The organism is Tabrizicola sp. YIM 78059, assembly GCF_004959785.1.
Classification (GTDB): Bacteria; Pseudomonadota; Alphaproteobacteria; order Rhodobacterales; family Rhodobacteraceae; genus Tabrizicola; species Tabrizicola caldifontis.
Window position 1 is genome coordinate 123,922 of the sequence record NZ_SJZH01000008.1, and the last position, 20,095, is coordinate 144,016.

Annotated in this window: 19 protein-coding genes; 5 read left to right on the forward strand and 14 right to left on the reverse strand. The window is 65.3% G+C overall.

What is annotated here, in order from left to right; genetic code table 11:
• Nucleotides 1–278: 278 nt before the first annotated feature.
• On the forward strand, nucleotides 279–788 hold the full coding sequence (locus tag EZM81_RS12075) for a CarD family transcriptional regulator (protein ID WP_135449912.1): 510 nt from the start codon (nucleotides 279–281) through the stop codon (nucleotides 786–788).
• 173 nt (nucleotides 789–961) lie between these two features.
• On the opposite strand, the gene EZM81_RS12080 is transcribed toward EZM81_RS12075, so the two are convergent.
• Nucleotides 962–1,558: a riboflavin synthase gene (locus EZM81_RS12080; RefSeq protein ID WP_135449911.1), complete on the reverse strand. Its 597-nt coding sequence runs from the start codon at nucleotides 1,556–1,558 to the stop codon at nucleotides 962–964.
• Between the two features lie 144 nt (nucleotides 1,559–1,702).
• On the opposite strand from EZM81_RS12080, the gene EZM81_RS12085 reads away from it, so the two are divergent.
• The 3 genes from EZM81_RS12085 to EZM81_RS12095 all read left to right on the forward strand — a co-directional run bounded on the left by EZM81_RS12085 (nucleotide 1,703) and on the right by EZM81_RS12095 (nucleotide 6,241).
• The gene (locus EZM81_RS12085; RefSeq protein ID WP_136645891.1) at nucleotides 1,703–2,980 is read left to right on the forward strand and encodes a capsule biosynthesis protein; all 1,278 of its coding nucleotides are present in this window, start codon (nucleotides 1,703–1,705) and stop codon (nucleotides 2,978–2,980) included.
• An 84-nt stretch (nucleotides 2,981–3,064) separates the two neighbouring features.
• Nucleotides 3,065–4,207 (forward strand): polysaccharide biosynthesis/export family protein, encoded by a 1,143-nt coding sequence (locus tag EZM81_RS12090; protein WP_248298208.1) that lies wholly within the window; start codon nucleotides 3,065–3,067, stop codon nucleotides 4,205–4,207.
• 6 nt (nucleotides 4,208–4,213) lie between these two features.
• Complete coding sequence (locus EZM81_RS12095; RefSeq protein WP_248298209.1) at nucleotides 4,214–6,241, forward strand: capsular polysaccharide biosynthesis protein; 2,028 nt, start codon at nucleotides 4,214–4,216, stop codon at nucleotides 6,239–6,241.
• Here the strand turns inward: EZM81_RS12095 and EZM81_RS12100 are convergent.
• The 3 genes from EZM81_RS12100 to EZM81_RS12110 all read right to left on the reverse strand — a co-directional run bounded on the left by EZM81_RS12100 (nucleotide 6,238) and on the right by EZM81_RS12110 (nucleotide 9,222).
• Nucleotides 6,238–7,599 carry an MATE family efflux transporter gene (locus EZM81_RS12100; protein ID WP_135449909.1) on the reverse strand — a complete coding sequence of 454 codons (1,362 nt, stop codon included), beginning with the start codon at nucleotides 7,597–7,599 and terminating at the stop codon, nucleotides 6,238–6,240. The genes EZM81_RS12095 and EZM81_RS12100 overlap by 4 nt on opposite strands.
• Before the next feature lie 61 nt (nucleotides 7,600–7,660).
• Nucleotides 7,661–8,569, reverse strand: a complete 909-nt coding sequence (locus tag EZM81_RS12105; protein WP_248298210.1) for a nickel/cobalt transporter — start codon at nucleotides 8,567–8,569, stop codon at nucleotides 7,661–7,663.
• The gene (locus EZM81_RS12110) at nucleotides 8,569–9,222 is read right to left on the reverse strand and encodes a DUF1007 family protein (RefSeq protein WP_169052364.1); all 654 of its coding nucleotides are present in this window, start codon (nucleotides 9,220–9,222) and stop codon (nucleotides 8,569–8,571) included. The genes EZM81_RS12105 and EZM81_RS12110 overlap by 1 nt, the downstream gene beginning before the upstream one ends.
• Nucleotides 9,223–9,407: 185 nt before the next feature.
• Here EZM81_RS12110 and EZM81_RS12115 point away from each other — a divergent pair, with 185 nt between their 5' ends.
• Complete coding sequence (locus EZM81_RS12115) at nucleotides 9,408–10,472, forward strand: YeeE/YedE family protein (RefSeq protein ID WP_136645893.1); 1,065 nt, start codon at nucleotides 9,408–9,410, stop codon at nucleotides 10,470–10,472.
• Nucleotides 10,473–10,558: 86 nt separating this feature from the next.
• On the opposite strand, the gene EZM81_RS12120 is transcribed toward EZM81_RS12115, so the two are convergent.
• The 10 genes from EZM81_RS12120 to soxY all read right to left on the reverse strand — a co-directional run bounded on the left by EZM81_RS12120 (nucleotide 10,559) and on the right by soxY (nucleotide 20,079).
• Nucleotides 10,559–10,993: a DUF302 domain-containing protein gene (locus tag EZM81_RS12120; protein ID WP_135449905.1), complete on the reverse strand. Its 435-nt coding sequence runs from the start codon at nucleotides 10,991–10,993 to the stop codon at nucleotides 10,559–10,561.
• Nucleotides 10,994–11,020: 27 nt separating this feature from the next.
• On the reverse strand, nucleotides 11,021–11,932 hold the full coding sequence (locus EZM81_RS12125; RefSeq protein ID WP_135449904.1) for an MBL fold metallo-hydrolase: 912 nt from the start codon (nucleotides 11,930–11,932) through the stop codon (nucleotides 11,021–11,023).
• A gap of 61 nt (nucleotides 11,933–11,993) precedes the next feature.
• Nucleotides 11,994–13,256, reverse strand: a complete 1,263-nt coding sequence (locus EZM81_RS12130) for an NAD(P)/FAD-dependent oxidoreductase (RefSeq protein ID WP_136645894.1) — start codon at nucleotides 13,254–13,256, stop codon at nucleotides 11,994–11,996.
• Between the two features lie 58 nt (nucleotides 13,257–13,314).
• Nucleotides 13,315–14,019 carry a c-type cytochrome gene (locus EZM81_RS12135; RefSeq protein ID WP_136645895.1) on the reverse strand — a complete coding sequence of 235 codons (705 nt, stop codon included), beginning with the start codon at nucleotides 14,017–14,019 and terminating at the stop codon, nucleotides 13,315–13,317.
• A 2-nt stretch (nucleotides 14,020–14,021) separates the two neighbouring features.
• Nucleotides 14,022–15,341, reverse strand: a complete 1,320-nt coding sequence (locus EZM81_RS12140) for a c-type cytochrome (RefSeq protein ID WP_136645896.1) — start codon at nucleotides 15,339–15,341, stop codon at nucleotides 14,022–14,024.
• Nucleotides 15,325–16,587 carry a sulfite dehydrogenase gene (gene soxC / locus EZM81_RS12145; RefSeq protein WP_136645897.1) on the reverse strand — a complete coding sequence of 421 codons (1,263 nt, stop codon included), beginning with the start codon at nucleotides 16,585–16,587 and terminating at the stop codon, nucleotides 15,325–15,327. Before soxC ends, EZM81_RS12140 begins: the two co-directional genes overlap by 17 nt.
• A 17-nt stretch (nucleotides 16,588–16,604) precedes the next feature.
• On the reverse strand, nucleotides 16,605–18,296 hold the full coding sequence (gene soxB, locus EZM81_RS12150; protein ID WP_136645898.1) for a thiosulfohydrolase SoxB: 1,692 nt from the start codon (nucleotides 18,294–18,296) through the stop codon (nucleotides 16,605–16,607).
• Between the two features lie 127 nt (nucleotides 18,297–18,423).
• Nucleotides 18,424–19,281, reverse strand: coding sequence for a sulfur oxidation c-type cytochrome SoxA (soxA, locus tag EZM81_RS12155; protein WP_135449898.1), 858 nt, complete (start codon nucleotides 19,279–19,281; stop codon nucleotides 18,424–18,426).
• A gap of 27 nt (nucleotides 19,282–19,308) precedes the next feature.
• Complete coding sequence (soxZ, locus tag EZM81_RS12160; RefSeq protein ID WP_135449897.1) at nucleotides 19,309–19,638, reverse strand: thiosulfate oxidation carrier complex protein SoxZ; 330 nt, start codon at nucleotides 19,636–19,638, stop codon at nucleotides 19,309–19,311.
• Between the two features lie 21 nt (nucleotides 19,639–19,659).
• Nucleotides 19,660–20,079, reverse strand: a complete 420-nt coding sequence (soxY, locus tag EZM81_RS12165) for a thiosulfate oxidation carrier protein SoxY (protein ID WP_248298211.1) — start codon at nucleotides 20,077–20,079, stop codon at nucleotides 19,660–19,662.
• Between the last annotated feature and the right edge of the window lie 16 nt (nucleotides 20,080–20,095).

The following is a 20,095-nucleotide window of genomic DNA, read 5'->3' on the forward strand; positions in this document are numbered from 1 at the left end:
ATTCGTGGCCCCATGTGACCACGAATCGGTGAGATGAGAGATATTCCAGTAATCGCAGCATGTTAGCCTGCGGGTGCCTGATTCCGCGACAGTTGGAATCGGGCGTGATTTGTGTTATGAAACCTTTACAAACAAGCATGGAAGCCTGTCTGACGGCTTAGAGCACTGTGCCTAGGCCGGCTACTTTTGTGACAAACTGACACCACACACCAGGGCTGGGGTACCCGGGTGCGCGGTGTTTGTTGCGGAAGGGGTTTCCGATCTGGGGAATGTGCCGAATGACCAAACCGAAGAAGCCTGAATTCCGTCCCAACGATTTCGTCGTCTATCCTGCGCATGGCGTGGGCAAGATCATCTCGATCGAGGAACAGCAGATCGCCGGGATTCAGCTGGAACTATTCGTCATCTCCTTCGAGAAGGACAAGATGACGCTGCGCGTCCCCACCCACAAGGCGGCGGAAATCGGCATGCGTCCGCTGTCGGCGCCCGATGTGGTCTCCAAGGCGCTGGACACGCTGAAGGGCAAGGCGAAGGTCAAGCGCGCCATGTGGTCGCGCCGCGCGCAGGAGTACGAACAGAAGATCAATTCGGGCGACCTGCTGTCCATCGCCGAGGTCGTGCGTGACCTGCACCGCGCCGATGACCAGCGCGAACAGTCCTATTCGGAACGTCAGCTTTACGAGGCCGCCCTGGAACGGCTTACCCGCGAAGTCGCCGCAGTCTCCGGCGTGGATGAGGCGGGTGCGGCCAAGCAGGTGGACAGCGTCCTTCTTGGCCGCGCGGCCTGATCGTTTCACCACACTGCAAAACGGCGGCCTTGGCTGGCCGCCGTTTTCGTTTGCCGAAAGCCAGATCGTGCGTAGCGGACTGTCGCTCTGTCGCAACGGGGTGCCCTTGATGAGGCAGCTCGACACCGGCCTGTCCGACAGGACACGGTCGGCGCGAAGCCCCGGGGGCGGCCTCAGTCGAACTCGCGCAGGCGCGCCACATAGCGGGCCATGGTGTCCACTTCCAGGTTCACGCGATCCCCGACCTTGACCTCGCCCCAGGTCGTCACTTCCTGCGTGTGCGGGATCAGGTTCACGCCGAATTCCGCCCCTTCGACCTCGTTCACCGTCAGCGAGGTTCCATTCAGGGCCACCGATCCTTTTGGCGCGATGAACCTGGCCAGATCCGCAGGGGCGCGAAGGCGCACACGAAGCGACCCGCCCTCTGGGGTAACGCCCACCACCTCGGCCACCCCATCGACATGGCCCGACACGATGTGGCCACCCAGCTCGTCACCGACTTTCAGCGCCCGCTCCAGGTTCACCCGCTTGCCCGGCACCCAGCCCGAAAGATTGGTCTTCGACACCGTTTCGGCCGAGATTTCCACGTCGAACCAGCCCTCCGGCTCTGCCCCCAGCGCAACGACGGTCAGGCAAACCCCGTCACAGGCGATCGAGGCGCCGATGTCGATTCCCTCGACATCATAGCCAGTCGCAATCCGCGCCCGCAGGTCGCCGGTCACCTTCGTCTCGACGATCCGCCCCACATCGGTGATAATTCCCGTGAACATCCCGGTCTCCTCGCTTCTGCCTGACCTAAGCCTGCGCCATGCCCCAAGTCCAGCCCCGTTTGCCGCAAAGAAACCTTGCACTTGCGCCGGATTGCTGCTCTTGCGGAAAGGGATCGACACAATCGCGCTAACCGCCGGGCCGCCGTGAACCTGAATCGCCGCTTCCTTCTGCTGCAAGGCCCGCACGGCCCCTGGTTCCACAGCCTTTCCCAGCACCTTCGCGCCGCAGGGGCAGAGGTCTGGCGCGTTGGGTTCAACTTTGGTGACAGGGTGTTCTGGCCTGGCAAAGGCTACATTCCCTTCAAGGACGATCAGACCGCCTGGCCCGAAACCTGCACCCGCCTGATCGACCGTCACCAGATCACCGACCTGGTGCTTTATGGCGACACCAGACCGGTCCATGCCCAGGCGATACGCATTGCCCGCATGCGGGGCCTGACCGTCCATGTGTTCGAGGAAGGCTACCTGCGCCCCTACTGGATCACCTACGAACGCGGGGGATCGAACGGACATTCGCGGCTTATGGATCTGACGCTGCCCGAGATGCGGGCCGCGCTTTCAAACGTTGATCCCGACCTGCCCGACATGCCCGCGACATGGGGCGACATGCGCCAACACATGTTCTGGGGGGCGATCTATCATGGCTTCGTCGCACTGGGCGGCCGCGCCTACCGCAATTTCCGCCCGCACCGGGCCCTGACGGTCGGCCAGGAATTCGCGCTTTATCTCAAACGCTTCCTGCTCATGCCCTTCCACCGGCTCGAGCGACGGATAGCGACAGCCCGTATCCGGCGCGGCGGCTTTCCCTATCACCTCGCGATCCTGCAGCTGGAACATGACGCCAGCTTCCGCACGCATTCGCCCTTTTCCAGCATGACCGACTTCATCGATCTGGTGATCAGGGGCTTCGCGGCAGGCGCCCCCCGGCATCATCATCTGGTCTTCAAGGCCCATCCGCTGGAGGACGGTCGCGTACCGCTGTTGCCCGAGATCCGGCGTCTTGCCGCCGTGCACGGAATCGCTGACCGGGTCCATTTCGTGCGTGGAGGCAAGCTGGCGGAATTGCTGAATGACGCACGATCCGCCGTGACGGTGAATTCCACCGCCGGGCAGCAGGCACTTTGGCGCGGGGTGCCGTTGCGCAGTTTCGGGGCTGCCGTCTATGACAAGCCCGAATTCGTTTCCGACCAGCCGCTGGCAGAGTTCTTTGCCGCCCCGAACCGCCCCGACACACGCGCCTACCGCGACTATCGCCAATTTCTGCTGGAAACGTCGCAAGTCGTGGGCGGCTACTATTCCGCCCGGGGCCGGCGGGCGCTGCTGCGGCAAGTTGTCGACATGATGCTGGCGCAAGACGATCCCTACGAAGCCCTGTTGCATGGAAAAGCGGCACCCCGGCAACAGTTGCGCGTTGTGCGATGAAAACCGTAGGCCCATCTGGCGGGAGGATCACGCCTTGAATAGATTTCCAGCCATAGGCAGCGAAGAATCCTGCGAGGTGGCAGAGTGAATCGAGTCCGTTCCTCAACGATCAAGGCGCTCGGGCTGGTTTCGGCGTTCGCAGTCGTTGCATCTTGCGGTCTGCCCCGTTCCGGCCCGACCAAGAGCGAGATCCTGTCCGGATCGGTCGAGAAGAAGGGAAACGCCTTTGTCGTCGAGGTGACGCCGGAGGTCTCGCGCGCGACGGCGGTGCAGCCGACCTTCGGTTTCAGCGAGGCCTTCCGCAAAGCCGGTCTCATGGGGTCGGATACGATTGCCGCAGGCGACGTGCTGTCCATCACGGTGTTCGAGAATGTGAAGGACGACCCCCTGCTTGGCAACACAGGCCAGCGCGTCACCCCGCTGAGCGAAGTTCAGGTAGATGGCCAGGGCTATATCTTCCTGCCCTATGCCGGGCGCATCCGAGCCGCCGGCCAGACGCCAGAGGGCGTACGCCAGGCGATCACGCGCCAACTTGAAGGCCAGACGCCGGACCCACAGGTCACCGTCGCACGGGCTGCGGGGGCAGGGGCCACAGTGTCGGTTGCGGGACGCGCCGCCGGGCCGGGTGTCTACCCGATCGAAGCCGCCACACGCACCCTTGCGGCCATGCTGGCAAGGTCGGGGGGCGTGGCGATCGACCCCGACATCGCGATCATCCGGCTTACCCGGGGGAACCATTCCGGCAAGGTATGGCTGAAGGATCTCTATGCCAATCCGGCCAACGACATCGCCCTGCGCCCGGGCGACAAGATCGTGGTCGAGGAAGACAGCCGCAGCTTCATCGCCCTTGGCGCGACGGGCGGGCAGAGCAAGGTCGATTTCGAATCCGAGACGCTGTCCGCGCTGGAGGCGATTGCCATGGTCGGGGGCCTTTCAACCAATGCGGCCGATCCGAAGGGCGTCTTTGTCCTGCGCGACGAAAGCGAAGCCATCGCCCGGGCCGTGCTGGGCCGAAACGACCTGATCGGCGACCAGCGCATCGTCTATGTCCTGAACCTGACCGAACCCACCGGTCTGTTCGAGGCGCGCGATTTCCAGATCCGCGATGGCGACACGCTGTATGTGACGGAAGCGCCCTTCGTTCGCTGGCAGAAGGTGCTCGGCGCGATCACCGGAACCACGGGGGCGGCGACGAACCTTGCCAACACCGCCGACCGCAGCAACTGATCCGCCGTGGGCGCGCAGGGGCTGCTGAGCGGGGTTCCTCGGCGGCTCTGGCACCAGAACCTGTCCTTTCTTCGCGACCGGCGCCTGCACAGGGTTCTGGATCTGGCCGGGCACGAATTGCGCTTCGGCCTGCCGCGACCGGGTGATGGGGTTCTGGTCTGGGGCTGCAGCCCGACGGCATGGCGCGGCGAGATCCTGGCGCGGCGTCACGGCCTGCCGCTGGTAAGGGTCGAGGATGCCTTCCTGCGCTCGGTCCACCCTGGCCGGGCCAGGGGCGAGCCGCCACTTGGCCTGATCTTCGACCCGCTGGGCATACACTTCAACAGCCGGAACCCGTCGCTGCTGGAGCACACCCTTCAGAACGGTTTGCAGGATTCGAACATTCTGGATCGTGCAGCGCCTCTGATAGCGCGGATAACATATCATGGCTTGTCGAAATACAACAATTTTGACCCGGATCTGCCAGTGCCCGATCCAGGCTTCATCCTGGTGGCGGACCAGACGCGTGGCGATGCCTCGATCCTCCACTCCGGGGCCTCGGCAGCGACATTCAGGCGGATGCTGACTGCTGCCCTGACCGAAAACCCCGATGCAAGGATCGTGATCCGCACCCATCCAGAAACCGCCGCCGGCCTGCGCAGGGGGCATTTCGGGTCGGCCGATGCGGGCGGACGGGTGACGCTGCTGACCGCGCCAGTGTCGCCACATCGGCTGCTGGCGGCGGCTAGCGCCGTTTATACGGTTTCCAGCCAGCTGGGTTTCGAGGCGATTCTTCATGGCCATCGCCCCAGGGTTTTCGGCCAGCCCTTCTATGCCGGCTGGGGCCTGACACAGGACGAAGCCCCCCTGCCCCGCCGCACCCGCCGTTTGACAGCGGAACAGCTGTTTGCAGGGGCAATGATCGTGGCGCCGCTCTGGTATGATCCATGCCGAGACCGGCTGTGCCCTCTGGAAGAGGCGCTGGACCAGCTGGAAGCCGAGGTGCGGGCGTTCCGCGAGGATCGGCGCGGTCATGTTGCCACCGGGATGCGGCTGTGGAAGCGTGGCCGGATTCAGGCCATCTTCGGCGGCCACAAGGCGGTGCGCTTCCGCAGCGACCCGCAGGCGGCTGACAGGCTGGCGCAGATGACGGGGCGCAGCCTTCTGGTCTGGGCTGGCAAGGAACCCCGCGACTTCCGTCCCACGGCTGCCTGCCTGCGGGTCGAGGACGGGTTCCTGCGATCCCGCGGGCTGGGGGCGAACCTCGTTCCACCCCTCAGCCTGGTCACCGACGACCGCGGGATCTACTACGATCCGACACGGCCCTCGCGGCTTGAGGAGCTGATCAAGGCGCCGCTGCCCCCCGGCGGACGCTACCGGGCCGAACGGCTGCTTGCGCGGCTGCGGGCGGAAGGGCTTTCGAAATACAACCTTGCCGCCCCGCCCCTGCCGCCGCTGCCCGCAGGCCACCGCATCCTCGTTCCCGGCCAGGTAGAGGACGACGCCTCGATCCTGCTTGGCGCGGGCGTGGTGCGGACGAACCTCGGGCTGCTGAAGGCCGCGCGGCAGGCCAATCCGGGGGCCATCCTGATCTACAAGCCGCATCCCGATGTGGTCGCGGGTCTGCGGCCGGGGGCGCTTGCCGAAGCCGATCTTCGGAACCTCGCCGATATGGTGCTGCCCGTGGCAGACCCGATCGCGCTGCTGGCACAGGTGCACGAAGTCTGGACCATGACCTCGCTTCTGGGCTTCGAGGCGCTGCTCCGGGGCGTGCCGGTGACCTGTCTTGGTACACCATTCTATGCCGGCTGGGGCCTGACCCGCGACCTCGGCCGGGTGCCGGACCGGCGCGGCAGGACCGACCTGGCAACGCTGGCACATGCCGCACTGATCGCCTATCCCCGCTACTGGGATCCGGTCAGCCGCCGCCCCTGCCCGCCAGAGGTCGTGCTTGACCGGCTGGCCGCTGGTGCCATTCCCTTGCCCGGACGGCTGCATCGGCTACTTGCAAGGCTTCAGGGCCGCTTCGCAAGCCTTGCCCCGCTCTGGCGCTAGTCCTCCGGCGCCTGGCGCACCAGCCGCCAGAACCGCCACATCAGGCTGACCGAAGCGCAGACCAGCCCCACGACCAACCCCAGCCACAACCCGACCCCGCCCATGCCCAGCGGAAAGGCCAGCACATAGCTGCAAGGGATACCAATCAGCCAATAGCTGACTGCGGCCAGGACCATCGGCACACGCGTATCCCGGATCCCGCGCAGAAGCCCCAGCGCCATCACCTGCATGCCGTCCGCCAGCTGGAACAGCGCCGCCACGATCAGCAGGACCGAGCCATAGGCAAGGATCGCCGCGCTGTCCGGCTTTTCCATGTCCAGAAACAGCGCGATGATCGGCTCGGGGAAGGCCAGGAACAGTGCGACCGAGGCAAGTGCCACCGCCAGCGAGATCAGCAGCGCCACCTGCGCCGCCCTTCGCAGGTTGGCCCGGTCGCCGCGGCCGTCAAAGCGGGCGACACGGATCGTGGCGGCGCTGGAAAGGCCGACGTGCAGCATGAAGGTCAGGGCCGCCACCTCCAGTGCGATGCCGTGGGCCGCCAGTTCGACTGCCCCGATCCAACCCATCATCAGCGCCGAGGCCTGGAACAGACCGCCCTCGGCCAGCCCGGTCAGACCGATCGGCACGCCAAGCCGCCAGACCTGGCGCAGTGCGGGCCAGTCCGCCCGCCAGAAGCGCTGGAACAGATGGAACCTACGCAGGCTTGGCAGGAGGCCGGCATAAAGCCCGAGGGCAAGCAGCGAAGCGGCCTGCACGGTCAGCGTCGCGACCGCCGCGCCGTTCGCACCCAGTTCGGGAAATCCCCAGTTTCCGAAGATCAGCGCCCAATTGACAGCGACGTTCAGCCCCACGGCCGCCAATGTGACCCACAAAACCACCTGTGTCCGTCCCAGCGCCGACAGGTAGCTTTGCAGAACTGTGACGCATAGTGCGGGCGCCATGCCAAAACCTGCCAGGAAAAGGTAGCCCTCGGCAATGGCTGCAACCTCCGGCTTCTGGCCAAGCGCCAGCAGGATCGGCCCCGCTGCCCAGAATATCGGAAAGACCGCAAGTCCGTAGGCGATCGACAGCCACAACCCCATCCGCGTGTCGCGTCGTACCTGGGTCTCGTCACCCTGGGCCAAGGCCGAGGCAACCATCGGCATGACAGCCTTGGCGAAGCCCGACCCCAGAACGAAGACGATGAAGAAGCTCGACGCCCCCAAGACCACCGCGGCCAGAGGCACTACGCCGTACCAACCCATCATCACCACATCGGTCACATGCAGCGCCATCTGCGCCAAGGACGACCCGGCAAGGGGAAGGCCCAGCGCAAGGGTCTCCCTCGCGTGGGTGGATGTGGATATCTGCGGTGTCATGGCTTCCGCTTACGCGGGCCGCGCTGGGTTCACAAGGTAGGGTTTCCGCCGCAGCGCGGCGTCAGGGAGACTGTATCAGCAGACCCAGCGCAGCAGCGGCGATCAGCGCGCCGATCCCCAGTTCCAGCACCGGCATGACCCGCGCCACGCCCTGCCCCGGCAGCGCGGCCAGCACCCCCTCGCGCGCCCAGACAGCCAGCAGCGCCACCCCCACGGTGACCGAGGCCGTGCCCAGCCCCATGACGAAGGCCCCTGCAATTCCCGCCATCGGGATCCCAAGTTGCCAGGTCAGGATCAGCACCAGAAGCGCACCGGAACAGGGCCGCATCGCTATGCCCGCAACTAGCGCAAGGCCATCGCGGAAACCGGTGACCTTCCGGGCCTGTTCCAGCGTGGGGCCGTGGGCATGATCGCAGTGCGACCCGTGGTGATGATCGTGGCGTCCGTCGCCGAAACCGGGATGAACATCATCATCGTGCGGTCTGTTCCGGGCCGCGGCGCGCAAGCCCTGCATCCCGCGCCACATCAGCCAAAGGCCCAGGCCCGCAATCATTGCATGGCCCATGGGTGTGACCAAATGCTCGGCCGTTTCGTCCACCTCGCCCCGTGCCAGGCCAAGGACTGCCACCAGCAAATGGACCAGCCCGACCGCCACCGCCGCCTGCGCAAGGCTTGAGGCAAGCGCCAGCCCCGCCAGCCGCCAGACCGGCACCCGGCGCGCCACGCCATAGCCGCCGATCACCAGCTTGCCATGCCCGGGCCCTGCCGCATGCAGGGCGCCATAGGCAAAACAGATCGCCCAGAAGGCCGCAAGCGCCCCTGCCTCGCCGGCCCGCAAGGCCCGGATCGCCCCGGCCAGACGATCCTGAACCGCCCGCTGCGCCGCCGAAAGCGCGGCCTCGATCCCCGCAAGTGCCCCTGTCAGCCACAAGGTACCGATGACAAGCACCAGCCCGAGGCCCGCAAGCATCACGGCGCGGTGCATGTTACCCGCACTTCTTCGGCAAACTTGGCGCCCACGGCTGGAAACTCTGCCTGCAGGTCCACATCGGGCGCATATTCCGACAGCGCGGCCAGCAGCTGTTGCTGCGCCTCGTCCAAGTCAGGAACGAAGGTTCGCGCGGTGCAGCCTAGCCCGCCGGAGACCACGGGCGGAAAGGGGATGGCATAAGCGACGTAATAGCCCGGATCATAGGCCTGCACGACCAGCGGCAGCGCGCCCAGGGGGACCGGCTCGGCAAAGGTGCGCAGATGGGTCGTGGTAATTTTTCCGTCCGCGTAGCCTGCCGTCCAGTCCTGCGGTCGGGAGAGTTCAAGCGGCGTCTCGCCGAGCAAGGCGTAGGTGTCGCCCGGAAAGTCCGGATCCCAGTTCATGTCGAAGCCGGACAGGCGCGCCGTTTCTTCGGGCGTGAGGTTGCCGTCCCAGTCGGGATCGAGCCCCATGTCCCCCACGACGGAAAGAGAATAGAGTTCGTCATAGGTCCAGCCGATGCGCAGCCCCGTCGCCTCGTTCCGGTCGTTCAGGATCACCTCGATCCTGGTATCGATCCAGACATGCGGATGAGCGACCACCGGCCCGCCAACCGCCAGGACCACCCCGCCAAGAAGAAGTCTTCGCCACATTTGCGGCAATCTAGGGGTCACTGCCCCGCGCGCCAAGAAGGAAGCGACGATTCCGGCAAGGCCCTGCCGGTGGCAAGCGGCTGCATGATAAGGCATGGGCCACACCGCCGGACCGGGTTGCAGGATGACCTGGATCAAGGCGCGATTTTCGGAAAGCTCTAGGTGAAGACAGGATGGAGGTGGACATGGATCTGGTCTGGCTTCTGGATCACGTCGAAGAAGGCACGTTGGCAGCCTTGCTCGGCCTTTTGACCGGGGCGGTGTTCGGTGTGGCGGCGCAGCGTTCCGCATTCTGCCTGCGCGCCGCGACGGTCGAGTTTTCCCGGGGAATGCTTGGCCCAAAGGTCGCGGTCTGGCTTCTGGCCTTTTCCACGGCGGTGATCTGGGTCCAGGGGGCAGAGCTGCTGGGTCTTTTCCGGTCAAGCGAGGCGCGCATGATGGCTGTTGCCGGGTCTTGGTCAGGCGCAATCCTGGGCGGGCTGATGTTCGGCGCGGGCATGGTGCTGGCGCGAGGATGTTCCGGTCGGCTGCTTGTTCTGGCGGCAACGGGAAACCTCAGGGCCGTCGTCTCGGGCCTGATCTTCGCGGTGGTGGCCCAGATGTCGCTGCACGGCCTGCTGTCGCCGATGCGCGCCTGGCTTGCGGGACAGTGGATCACGCCCGGCGGAGCAAATGTCGATCTTCTTGCCGCCTTGGGACTGCCGAGGATTGCGGGCATTATGCTGGGGGTGGCCATTGCCGCCCTGGCCTTCGTTCTGGTGCGCCGGAACAAGGTTGGTTTCGCCGCGGTGGCCTTTGCCTCGGGTGTAGGCTTCTCTGTCGCCTTGGGCTGGGTTCTGACCTACAGCCTGGCCCAAGTGGCCTTCGAGCCGATGCCGGTGACATCGGCAACGTTCTCAGGGCCATCTGCTGATACGCTGATGTTCTTCCTGACCGAAAACCCTGTGCTGGATTTCAACATCGGCCTGGTTCCGGGCGTCTTCCTTGGGGCATTCCTCTCTGCGACGCTGAAGGGGGAATTCCGCTTCCAGGGGTTCGAGGGCGAGGGACAGATGCGCCGGTCGATGACCGGGGCCGCCCTGATGGGGTTCGGGGCCATGCTGGCCGGTGGCTGTGCAATCGGGGCGGGCGTTACCGGCGGGTCGATCTTCGTGGCAACGGCCTGGCTGGCCCTTCTGTGCATGTGGATCGGGGCGGGGGTGACGGACTGGCTGGTTGATCAGCCGTCCGTCCGGCGGGCCATCGCCTGAGATCGCAACGCATGGAACCGACGGCGGGCCGGTTCCGCCCGGGCTGTCAGACAATGACTGACAGACGATGACCGAGCGCGCGGGCGCTACTGTCCGCTTGCTTCCCTGGCAATCTCGTCCAGCAGGGCCTGGACCTCCTGCATCGGCCCCTCTGGCAGATGACGGTAGCCGATGGCGACCTGCCCCTCGTGGTCGGTGACGAAGATGCCATAGGGGCAATGCGCGATGTTCATCGGGTCTGCCTCCATCACCCTACGCGAAAGGACGGCCGAGCAGAAAAGGAACACGTCGGCATTGTCGTAGATCTTCACCTCGCTGCCGACATCGGCGCCGGTGCGGTTCAGCATCTGGCCCACATGGCTGCGATAGTCGATCACCAGTCCCCGGTCCACGATGGCCGATTCCACGGCAAAGGTGGCATCCTCGAAACTGCCGTCGAAGGGATAGGTCGTCGCCTGCTGCGCCAGCGCGGCCTGCGCGCCAAGGGCAAGGGTAAGGACAGTTGCGGCAAGTCTGGTCATGGCGGCACCTCTCTGCACGGGCCGGGATCAGACCCCGGCGATGTAACGATAGCCTTTTTCCGCCCGCTCGACACGGCCGATGCCGCCCTCGGGCAGGTGGTAGCCGATGATCGCGTGGCCCTCTGCCGCCAGCCGATCGAGCAGCCCGACCCGCGTCGCGGCGGCACGCGCGCCGTCCTGGTCCGAACCGCTGGCCCAGTCCGGCCGCTCGAAGGCGACGTGGTGGTTGCCGATGCAGTCGCCCAGCACCATGACCGGGGTCGAGCCGGCGATCTCATAGGCCATATGGCCAGGTGTATGTCCGGGGGTCAGTCGCGCGGCGATGCCCGGAAGCGGTTCTTCCCCGTCGGACAACAGCCGGACCGTCTCGGCAATCGCGCCCAGCCGGCGCGATGCGCCAACGGCAAAGGTCGCCCGCGCCTCGCCGATGGTGGTCACGGTTTCAGGATCCATCCAATAATCGAATTCTGCCTGACCGATCATGTATTCGGCATTCGGGAACACGGGTTCATCGAATTCGTCCAGAAGGCCCCAGAGATGATCCGGGTGACCATGGGTGAGCAGGACATGGGTGATGTCCTCGACGCCCAGACCCAAAACATCGAACGCCTCCATCAGCTTGCCGGCAGAGGGCTGGAAGTCGGGCCCCGATCCCACGTCGAACAGCACCGTGTTCGTCCCGTCACGCAGCAGTGTCACGTTGCAGGGCGGGGTAAGCTGGTCGGTCGGCAGGCCGTATTTGCTGACGATGGCCTGCATCTCTTCTTGCGGCATGCCGCCCAGGATGAAGTCGCCGGGCAGCACCAGGTTGCCGTCGGACAGGGTGTCGATCCGCAGATCCCCCAGCTCTAGCGTGCTGGCCGCCCAGACCCGGCGCGGGGCGAACGGTGCGGCCAGTGCGGCGGCGGTGGCAGTCAGCAGGTGGCGGCGTGTCAGCATGGGCAGATCCTTGCAAAGAGCAGGCCCCCCGAACGGAGGGCCCGCAGGTCGGGAGGAAAGGTCAGCCGAACATGTCGGCCGTGATCCCGGCATACCAGCCGAGCGATTCCTCGTATGTCGCCTTGCGCAGTGCCGCATCCTCGCCGGTTTGCGAGACGAAGCTTTCGACGCTGGCAATCTTCTCTTCGGTCGGCTCGTAGGACGCGCCGATCTTCACCCCATCGTCGGTATCCAGAAGCGACCAGCAGGTATTGGAATATCGGGCGGGGAAGGTCTTCGATCCGGTCAGCTCGCCCCGAATCATCATCGCCGCCACCTTGGCCTGGCTGTTGGCCGAGAAACCCGATTTCGGCATGTCGCCCTGGGCAGAGGCATCGCCCAGAACCCAGATGTTCGGGTCGGCCTTCGATTTCATGCTGAAGGGATCGACAGGCGCCCAGCCCTTGTCATCGGTCACCCCGGCAATGGCAGCGATCTTGCCGGCCATCTGGCCCGGAATCACGTTGCAGCAGGCGACCTTCGTCACCTCGCCGTCGATGACCACTTCCATCGCCTCGGGCCGCACCTCGACATTGCCGCCGCCGAATTCCGACCCGATCCATTCGACCATTCCGGGATAGTGCTTCTGCCAACCTTCCTCGAACAGCGCCTGTTTCGAGAACTTGTCCTTCGGGTCTGCGACCAAGATCTTGGCCGTCGGGTTCTTCTGTTTCAGCACATGGGCGACCATGCTGATCCGTTCGTAGGGACCGGGCGGGCAACGGTAGGGATTCGGCGGCGCGATCATGGCGAAGACACCGCCTTCCGGCATCTCTTCGACCATCTTTTTCAGAAGCTGGGTCTGCGGGCCGGCCTTGTAGGCGTGCGGCATGATCTCGGCGTGCTGCTCCAGCGACCAGCCAGGCACCGACCCATCGCGGAAGTCGATCCCGGGCGACAGCACCAGCCGGTCATAGGGCAACACCTGCCCGCCGGCCAACGTCACTGTCCTGGCAGCCGCATCGACGCCGGTCGCCGTATCGTTGATGACTGTCACGCCCCCCACGGCCAGCTTGTCGTAGTTGTGCTGCAGGCTTTCGAAGTCGCGGAAGCCGCCGAGATAGAGGTTGGAGAAGAAGCAGGTGGTGTAGATCGGATTGGCCTCGACCAGCGTCACCTCGATCGCGCCGCCGCTATCCTTCGCCAGATAGCGCGCAGCCGTCGCCCCCCCGGCGCCGCCGCCGATCACCACAACCTTGGGCTTGGCCTGGCCCCAGACGCTTGGGGCAGTAAGAAGGGTGCCGGCGACAATACCGGTTCCGATGAAGTGGCGTCTGTTCAGCATTGGGTTCCTCCTAGTGGGTTGCGTCGTCCCGGCCCGGCTTTCCCGTGCTTCTTCATTTTCATTCGAGTGTCGCGAAATAGGCGGCAAGCGCCGCGATCTCCTCTTCGTTCAGGCGGCCCGCCATCATCTGCATGACGGGATGCGGGCGCAGTTTCTGCTTGTAGGCATGCATGGCGACCACGAAATCCTCGGCTGGCCAGCCGGTGATCGACGGGATGCCCTGGTCGGACCCGTCGGCCTGGTGGCAGGTCTGGCATTCCGACGCGAGATATTCGCCGTAGTCGGGGTCGCCCTTGATGGCCAGTATCTCGGGCGAAAGGTCAGGATCGGTCTTCAGGGCCGTCGGTTCCGATTCCGGAATGTCCTGCGGCCGGTCGGACCACTCGCGCAGGAAAGCCAGCAAGGCAGAGCGCTCCGCCGGGTCGGGCAGGCCGCGATAGTTCATCCTCGTGCCGGAAACCAGCGCCTTGGGATTGGCGATATAGGCGTCCAGCGTGGTCAGCGTCCAGGTCAGCCCGTCAGAACCCATCCGCTCCATGGATTTGGAATAGTTGAACTCCGGCACACTGCCAGCGCGGCGGCCGAAGATCCGGTTGAGCTGCGGCCCGACCCGGTTCTTCGCGCCTTCGCCGATCTGATGGCATGCCTTGCACTGACTGGCGAAGATCGTGGCCCCCTGTTCGGCATCGCCGATCTGCTCGGCTGTCCCCGGCACGGGGCCGAGGACGAGACACAGGGCGACAAGGGCAAGACGGCAGTTCATGGCTACTCGAACGTGGCCAGATACGCGATGACGGCGTCACGCTCCTCGGCCTTCTTCAGACCGGCGAAGGACATCTTGGTGCCCTTCACAAAGCCCCTGGGGTCTTCCAGGAAGGCGTGCAGTGCTTCGGCATCCCACACTCTGCCTTCCGCGCCCATCGAGGCCAGCCCGTCGGAATACTTGAACCCTTCGACCTGCCCCATTCCGGCACCGACGATACCGTTCAGCGCCGGACCGACCCCGTTCTTTGCGCCCTCGCCAACCTTGTGGCAGGCGGCGCATTTCTTGAACACCGTCTCTCCTGCGGCAATCAGGGCCGGGTCGGCGCCAGCCGGCGCGGGCTCTGCCTCGACCTCGGTCGCCGCCGCCTCGGCCGTCTCGACCGGAGCCTCCGTCATCCCTGCTGTCGCCTCGGCGGCCGGTGCGGCGGCCTCGCCGGTCGAAGCCACGGTGATCACCGGCAGGGTTCCGGCAGGCTTGCCGTCCGGATCTGTCGGCGTCACGTTCAGTTCCACAGCGCGCTTGGTGACCTGGGGCGCGCTTTCGCGGCAGTTTTCCATGCAAGGTTCGGTCGAGAACAGCGGGTATTCCGTGGTTGCCCGATCGTCCACATAGAAGCCCTCGGCATTGGGCATCACGATCGAGGTGAAGTTCTCGTTCGACAGCACGAAGTCATCCTCGACGATGCCGTTCGAGTAGAGAAGGAACGCCGTGATCGCGTAGGTGTCGTCAACCGAAAGCGTCTGTGCGTTGCCGAAAGGCATCGAGCGGTGGACGTAATCGAAGACGGTGGACAGATAAGGCCAGTAGCTGCCGATCGTCTTGACAGGACGCGGATCCCTGAGGCTGCCCGCACCGCCGGCCAGCACCGGCCAGGCGTCCAGCCCTTCGGCAAAGTCGCCGTGGCAGGCGGCACAGTGTTCACCGAAGATCGCGTCGCCCGTTTCCACATCGCCCGACCCCACAGGCAGACCAGTGCCATCAGGCAGAACGGCCACATCCCATGCCTCAATCTCTTCGGGAAGGGCCGGACGGCCAAGACCAAGCGGGGTGGCCAGGGCCGGGGTCACAACTGCGGGGGCCGGTTCCGCGGCCTCCACCGGTGAGGGGGGAGCGGCCTCGGCCACCTGGGTCGGCGCCGGTTCTGCGGCGGGCGCTGCTGCCGGTTCAGGTGCGGGGGTTGCTGTCACGGCTGGTGCTGGGGCCGGGGCGGCCTCTTGCACCTTGGGGCCGGTCGAGGCGAATACGAAGGCGGCAACTGTCGCTGCCGTGGCCCAGCCGGTGACCAGAAGGATCGTCGGGAATTCAGGCGATTTCGACATTCTCGACCTCTCCGTCGGCGCGCACCCACCAGACCTGGATGCCATTGTTGTGATAGACATTGTTCAGGCCGCGGATCTCGCGCAGGGCCTGCTTGGTGGGCTGGACATAGCCCGTCTCGTCGATGGCGCGGGACATGATGAACATCTCCTGCCCGTCCCAGTTCATGTCGTAGTGGAAGCGCGTCAGTGCCTTGGGCCGCACCTCGCCCGAGATGCGGGCCGGCACCCAGGTATTGCCGCCGTCCACCGAGACATCGACCCGTGCGATCTTGCCATGCCCCGACCAGGCCAGCCCGGTGATGACCAGCGGCCCCTTGCCATGCCGGATCGGCGCCTGCGGCGAGGGCGAGGTGATGACCGATTTCGCATCCATCACCCAGGTCCATTTCCGCGCCCGGCCGTCCGGCATCAGGTCGGTGTATTTCGAGGTCTCCTCGCGGCTTTCCACCGCCTGGTCATAGACCCCGATCCGGCGCAGCCACTTGACCCACATGTTGCCTTCCCAGCCGGGCACCACCAGCCGGACGGGATAGCCGTGTTCCTTGCGCAGCGCCTCGCCATTGGCGAAGAAGGCGACCATCACGTCGTCCAGCGCCTTTTCCATCGGGATCGAGCGGCCGTTGGACGAGGCGTCGGCGCCTTCGACATAGACCCACTTGCCCTCGGGCTTGACGCCCGCCTCGGCAAGAAGGTCGCGCAGCATCACCCCGGTGTATTCCATGTTGTGGATCATGCCCTGGGTGAACTGGCAGCCTTCAAGCTGCGCGCCCCCCCATTCCATGCCGCCGTTCGCCGCGCATTCGCAGAAGGCGATGGCGATGTGGCGCGGGAAGCGCATCAGGTCGTCGTAGGTGAACACCAGTTCACGATCGACCAGCCCGTTGATCATCAGCCGGTAGTCCTGCTTCGACAGCTCGATCGCGCCGGAATGGTGCCGCTCGAAGGCGCAGCCCTGCGGCGTGATCGTGCCTTCCAGCGCATGGATCGGCGTGAAGTTGATCGAGCTGACCGGGCTTTCGGTCAGCCATTCCACGTTGCGCCGCACCACATGGCTTTCGAAGTGGATCGGCATGCCATAGGGCGTGGCGTCCACCGGATCGCCGAAGGCCGAGGCCCATGGCTGGACCTCGGTGATCAGCGGGTCGGGTGCGGTCTGGGCGGTGGCGGCGGTCGCCACAAGCCCCGCCCCGGCGGCGGCGGTGCCGGCCAGAAAGGCGCGGCGGCTGGTTACGGGTTCGTCGGTCATCTGGCGAACGCTCCTGTTCAGATTCCGGTCACGGTGACCGATGGGTTGGGTTCAAGCCGGACGGTGCCAAGCTTGCGGATATGCGCTTCCACCACGTCCCAGATCTGCGGCCCTTCGGTGCCTTCGTTGACGCTGGCCCAGCCGCCCACGGTGTAGGACTTGGCGGGGTCGATGGCCTCGCCCGTGTCCAGCAGCACCATGTCGCTGATCCGGCTGCCGATGGGTTTCGACACGTCGCAGGCAAAGCCCATGCCGCCCACACGCACCATGTCGCCGCCCTGCTGGTAGTAGGGATCGGGGTTGAAGATGTTGTCGGCCACGTCCTCGAGCACGGTCTTGAGCATCTCGCCCGTCATCTCGGTCCGGTAGACCTGGCCGTAGGTCATGCTGGTGACGTTGTGGATGTCCTCGCGGGTGATCGCATCGCCCGGGAGAAGCGAGGCGCCCCAGCGCACGCCGGGCGACAGCGCGATCTGCACGTCGCGCTCGGCCCGGACGGCGTTGCAGATCAGGTCGTCCCAGGTGCCCTGGAAATTGCCGCGCCGATAAAGCAGGCTTTCGGTCTGGCCGACGACCTCTTCCAGATCGGCCTTGAAGGGCGCGCGCTCGGTCTCGATCAGGGCGGCCATCTCCGGGTCGGGGGTGATGACATCCGAGAAGATCGGGATCAGCTTGTGGCGGAAGCCCATCATCTTGCCGTCCCGCACGTCCAGATCGACGCGGGAGACGAACTTGCCGTGGCTGCCGGAGGCGATCAGGATCGTCTGGCCCACCAGCACGGGTTCGGGGATCGCGTCGTGGGTGTGGCCGGTCAGGATCACGTCGATGCCCTGGACGCGGGACGCCATCTTCTTGTCAACGTCGAAGCCGTTGTGCGACAGCACCACGACCAGATCCACGCCCTCGGCGCGGACCTCGTCCACTACCTGCTGCATGCGCTCCTCGCGGATGCCGAAGCTGTATTCGGGGAACATCCAGCGCGGGTTGGCAATCGGCATGTAGGGGAAGGCCTGGCCGATCACCGCGACGCGCAGGCCCGCCTTGTCGAAGATCCGGTAGGGCTCGAAGGCGGGTTCGTCCCATTCGGCATCGAAGATGTTCGCACCGAGGAAGGGGAAGGGCAGGCTTTCCACGATCTCCTGCACCCGGGCGGTGCCGAAGGTCCATTCCCAGTGGCTGGTCATCGCCTCGACGCCCAGCGCGTTCATCACGTTGACCACATCCTGCCCCTTGGTCAGGTAGCTGGTCATCGAACCGTGCCAGGTGTCGCCGCCATCCAGAAGCAGGCTGTCGGGCCGCGCGGCGCGGATCGCCTTGACCACGGTCGCCACCCGGTCCATGCCGCCCATCCGGCCATAGGCGCGGCCGAGCGCGGCGAAGTCCTCGTAAGTGAGCGCATAGGCCTCGGGACTGCCGGGCAGGATGCCGAACATGTCGAGGAAGGCCTTGCCCACCACATGCGGCGGCTGGCCCTTGGCCTCGCCCACGCCGATGTTCCATTCCGGCTCGCGGAACCAGACCGGCTTGAGCTGGGCGTGGATGTCGGTGATGTGGATCAGCGTCAGGTTGCCGAAATCGTCAAACTGCAGAAGCTGGTCCTGGCTAAGCGCCTGCTGGGCGGCCAGCCGCGACCAGTTGCCAAAGCCCGATGCCCCGTAGGCGGCCGAGGCGGCAAGCGAAGCTTGCAGGAATTCGCGCCGGGTGATCATCCCGTTCTCCTTGTCGTCAGGGATACCAGAACGGAACCCGCAAGTGCGCGGGGGCCTGGTCGTCCCGGTCGTCGGTTCGTTTCCAGGCGGCGGCCGCCAGGGAGGTTGGCGGCCGCACGCCCCGGGTCTAGTGGCGCACCGAGACGCCTTCGACCGAAAGACCGTTGCCGCGCGACGCGACATACAGTTCGAGTGCCTTGAACTCGTCCGAGTTGGGCTTGAAGGTTTCGGCCCTCGTGTCGCGCACGCAACCGACAAAGCGCTGCTGCGCCGACAGGATGCCCGCGTCCTTCAGCCGGTAGACCGGGAAGCCGTTGATCTGGCCCTGGCTCAGGTGGTCGGCGCGAATGTAGCGACCCTGATTGTCCTCATGGCAGTTCGCACAGGACATCTCCAGCTGCCCGAAACGGGTGTAGTAGATCTCCTTTCCCTTTTCCCAGTAGGGGGCTGCGGGGCCGTCGATGGCGACATTCACCGGCATGCCGCGCGACTGCATCGAGATCAGCGCCAACATGTCCTTCATCTCGCTGCCCGTCCAGTTCCAGGACTCCAGACCCATGCGTTCGGTCACACACTTGTCGATGTAGTTTTCGACCGTCATCAGCACGCCGGTCTTTTCATCGACCCGCGGGGTGACGGCGCGCAGGCCTGCCATCGACTCGGGCCCCTGGTGGCAGCCGGCGCAGCTTTCGCCGTTCTTGCCGATCGCCGAATTCCACAGGTCAAGCCCCCGATCGACATAAACCATTCCCGGATTGTCGAAATCATCGCGTTCCAGATCGCGCGTCTCGTCCTCGCGGTAGTGCCAGCCGGAATATACCCAGTCCATCACGTCCTTCAGATGGTCGGGCGCCGGGGCTTTGGTCACCATCTCGATGGGGCCATCCTCGGTATCGATCACCAGCGTGTCCTCGACCGGATCGGCCGAAGCGGCGCCGGCGAAGGCAAGCCCGAAGGCCGCGAACAGCATGGCTTTGCGGTGCATGGCTTTCTCCTCCCTATTGCCCGACCGCTAGCCGATCTCTATCGGCTTCACGTCCTCGTAGACCGAGCCGTCATCATCGTACCAGGTGAACTTGAATTCGCCCGCCGCATCAACCCTGGCATCGAATTCGAAATAAGGGTTGGTGGACACTGCCGGCTCGATGGCGACATCGATCACGTTCACCCCGTTCAGGTCGCAGGTGAAACGGTTGATGATCTTGCGCGGGATCAGGTTGCCGTCCGGGCCCTTGCGCTGCCCGGACTCCATGCTGTGCGAGATCAGGGCCTTGATCGTCACGACCTCGCCGACGGCGGCGGTCTTGGGGGTCTTGACCCGGGGTTTGACTTCTTCGACCATGGTATTCTCCTGTCTCTGACTTCAGCCGCCGCAGCCGCCGATTGTGACTTTCACGGTGGCCTGGGTCTGCACGACGGAACCATCCGCCATCTTGGCCATTGCGATGACGTCCTGGGTCTTTGCCAGGCGGATCCGGGTTGCGGCGAACTGCCGGCCGGCGGCCGGGCCGAAGGTGAAGGTGGCAACGGCAGGCTCGGGGTTGCCCGAGGCCAGCAGCATGATCGCCACCGCGCCAGGCGCATCGACCGACACCGGAACCGTATTGCCGTTCTCGGCGATCTCGGGGGTGGTCAGGGTGATGCCGCCCGTTCCGGGCGCAACACCACCGGTGAAGGCGTTCGTCAGCTCTTCAATGGTCGCTGCGGCAGAAAGGCCTGGGATGGAGGCAAAGGCGATGCCGCCGAGGCCAAGGGAAAGTGCCTTGCGTCTGTTGAGTGTCACGGGGTTTCTCCTGTCT

Coding starts and splice junctions, on each gene's coding strand:
- soxZ (WP_135449897.1), bottom strand. CDS start 19,638: ATGGTCGAAGAAGTCAAACCCCGGGTCAAGACCCCCAAGACCGCCGCC.
- EZM81_RS12080 (WP_135449911.1), bottom strand. CDS start 1,558: ATGTTCACGGGAATTATCACCGATGTGGGGCGGATCGTCGAGACGAAG.
- EZM81_RS12120 (WP_135449905.1), bottom strand. CDS start 10,993: ATGACCAGACTTGCCGCAACTGTCCTTACCCTTGCCCTTGGCGCGCAG.
- EZM81_RS12130 (WP_136645894.1), bottom strand. CDS start 13,256: ATGCTGAACAGACGCCACTTCATCGGAACCGGTATTGTCGCCGGCACC.
- EZM81_RS12135 (WP_136645895.1), bottom strand. CDS start 14,019: ATGAACTGCCGTCTTGCCCTTGTCGCCCTGTGTCTCGTCCTCGGCCCC.
- soxA (WP_135449898.1), bottom strand. CDS start 19,281: ATGCACCGCAAAGCCATGCTGTTCGCGGCCTTCGGGCTTGCCTTCGCC.
- EZM81_RS12075 (WP_135449912.1), top strand. CDS start 279: ATGACCAAACCGAAGAAGCCTGAATTCCGTCCCAACGATTTCGTCGTC.
- EZM81_RS12110 (WP_169052364.1), bottom strand. CDS start 9,222: ATGTGGCGAAGACTTCTTCTTGGCGGGGTGGTCCTGGCGGTTGGCGGG.
- soxB (WP_136645898.1), bottom strand. CDS start 18,296: ATGATCACCCGGCGCGAATTCCTGCAAGCTTCGCTTGCCGCCTCGGCC.
- EZM81_RS12105 (WP_248298210.1), bottom strand. CDS start 8,569: ATGCTTGCGGGCCTCGGGCTGGTGCTTGTCATCGGTACCTTGTGGCTG.
- EZM81_RS12100 (WP_135449909.1), bottom strand. CDS start 7,599: ATGACACCGCAGATATCCACATCCACCCACGCGAGGGAGACCCTTGCG.
- soxC (WP_136645897.1), bottom strand. CDS start 16,587: ATGACCGACGAACCCGTAACCAGCCGCCGCGCCTTTCTGGCCGGCACC.
- EZM81_RS12125 (WP_135449904.1), bottom strand. CDS start 11,932: ATGCTGACACGCCGCCACCTGCTGACTGCCACCGCCGCCGCACTGGCC.
- EZM81_RS12140 (WP_136645896.1), bottom strand. CDS start 15,341: ATGTCGAAATCGCCTGAATTCCCGACGATCCTTCTGGTCACCGGCTGG.
- EZM81_RS12115 (WP_136645893.1), top strand. CDS start 9,408: ATGGATCTGGTCTGGCTTCTGGATCACGTCGAAGAAGGCACGTTGGCA.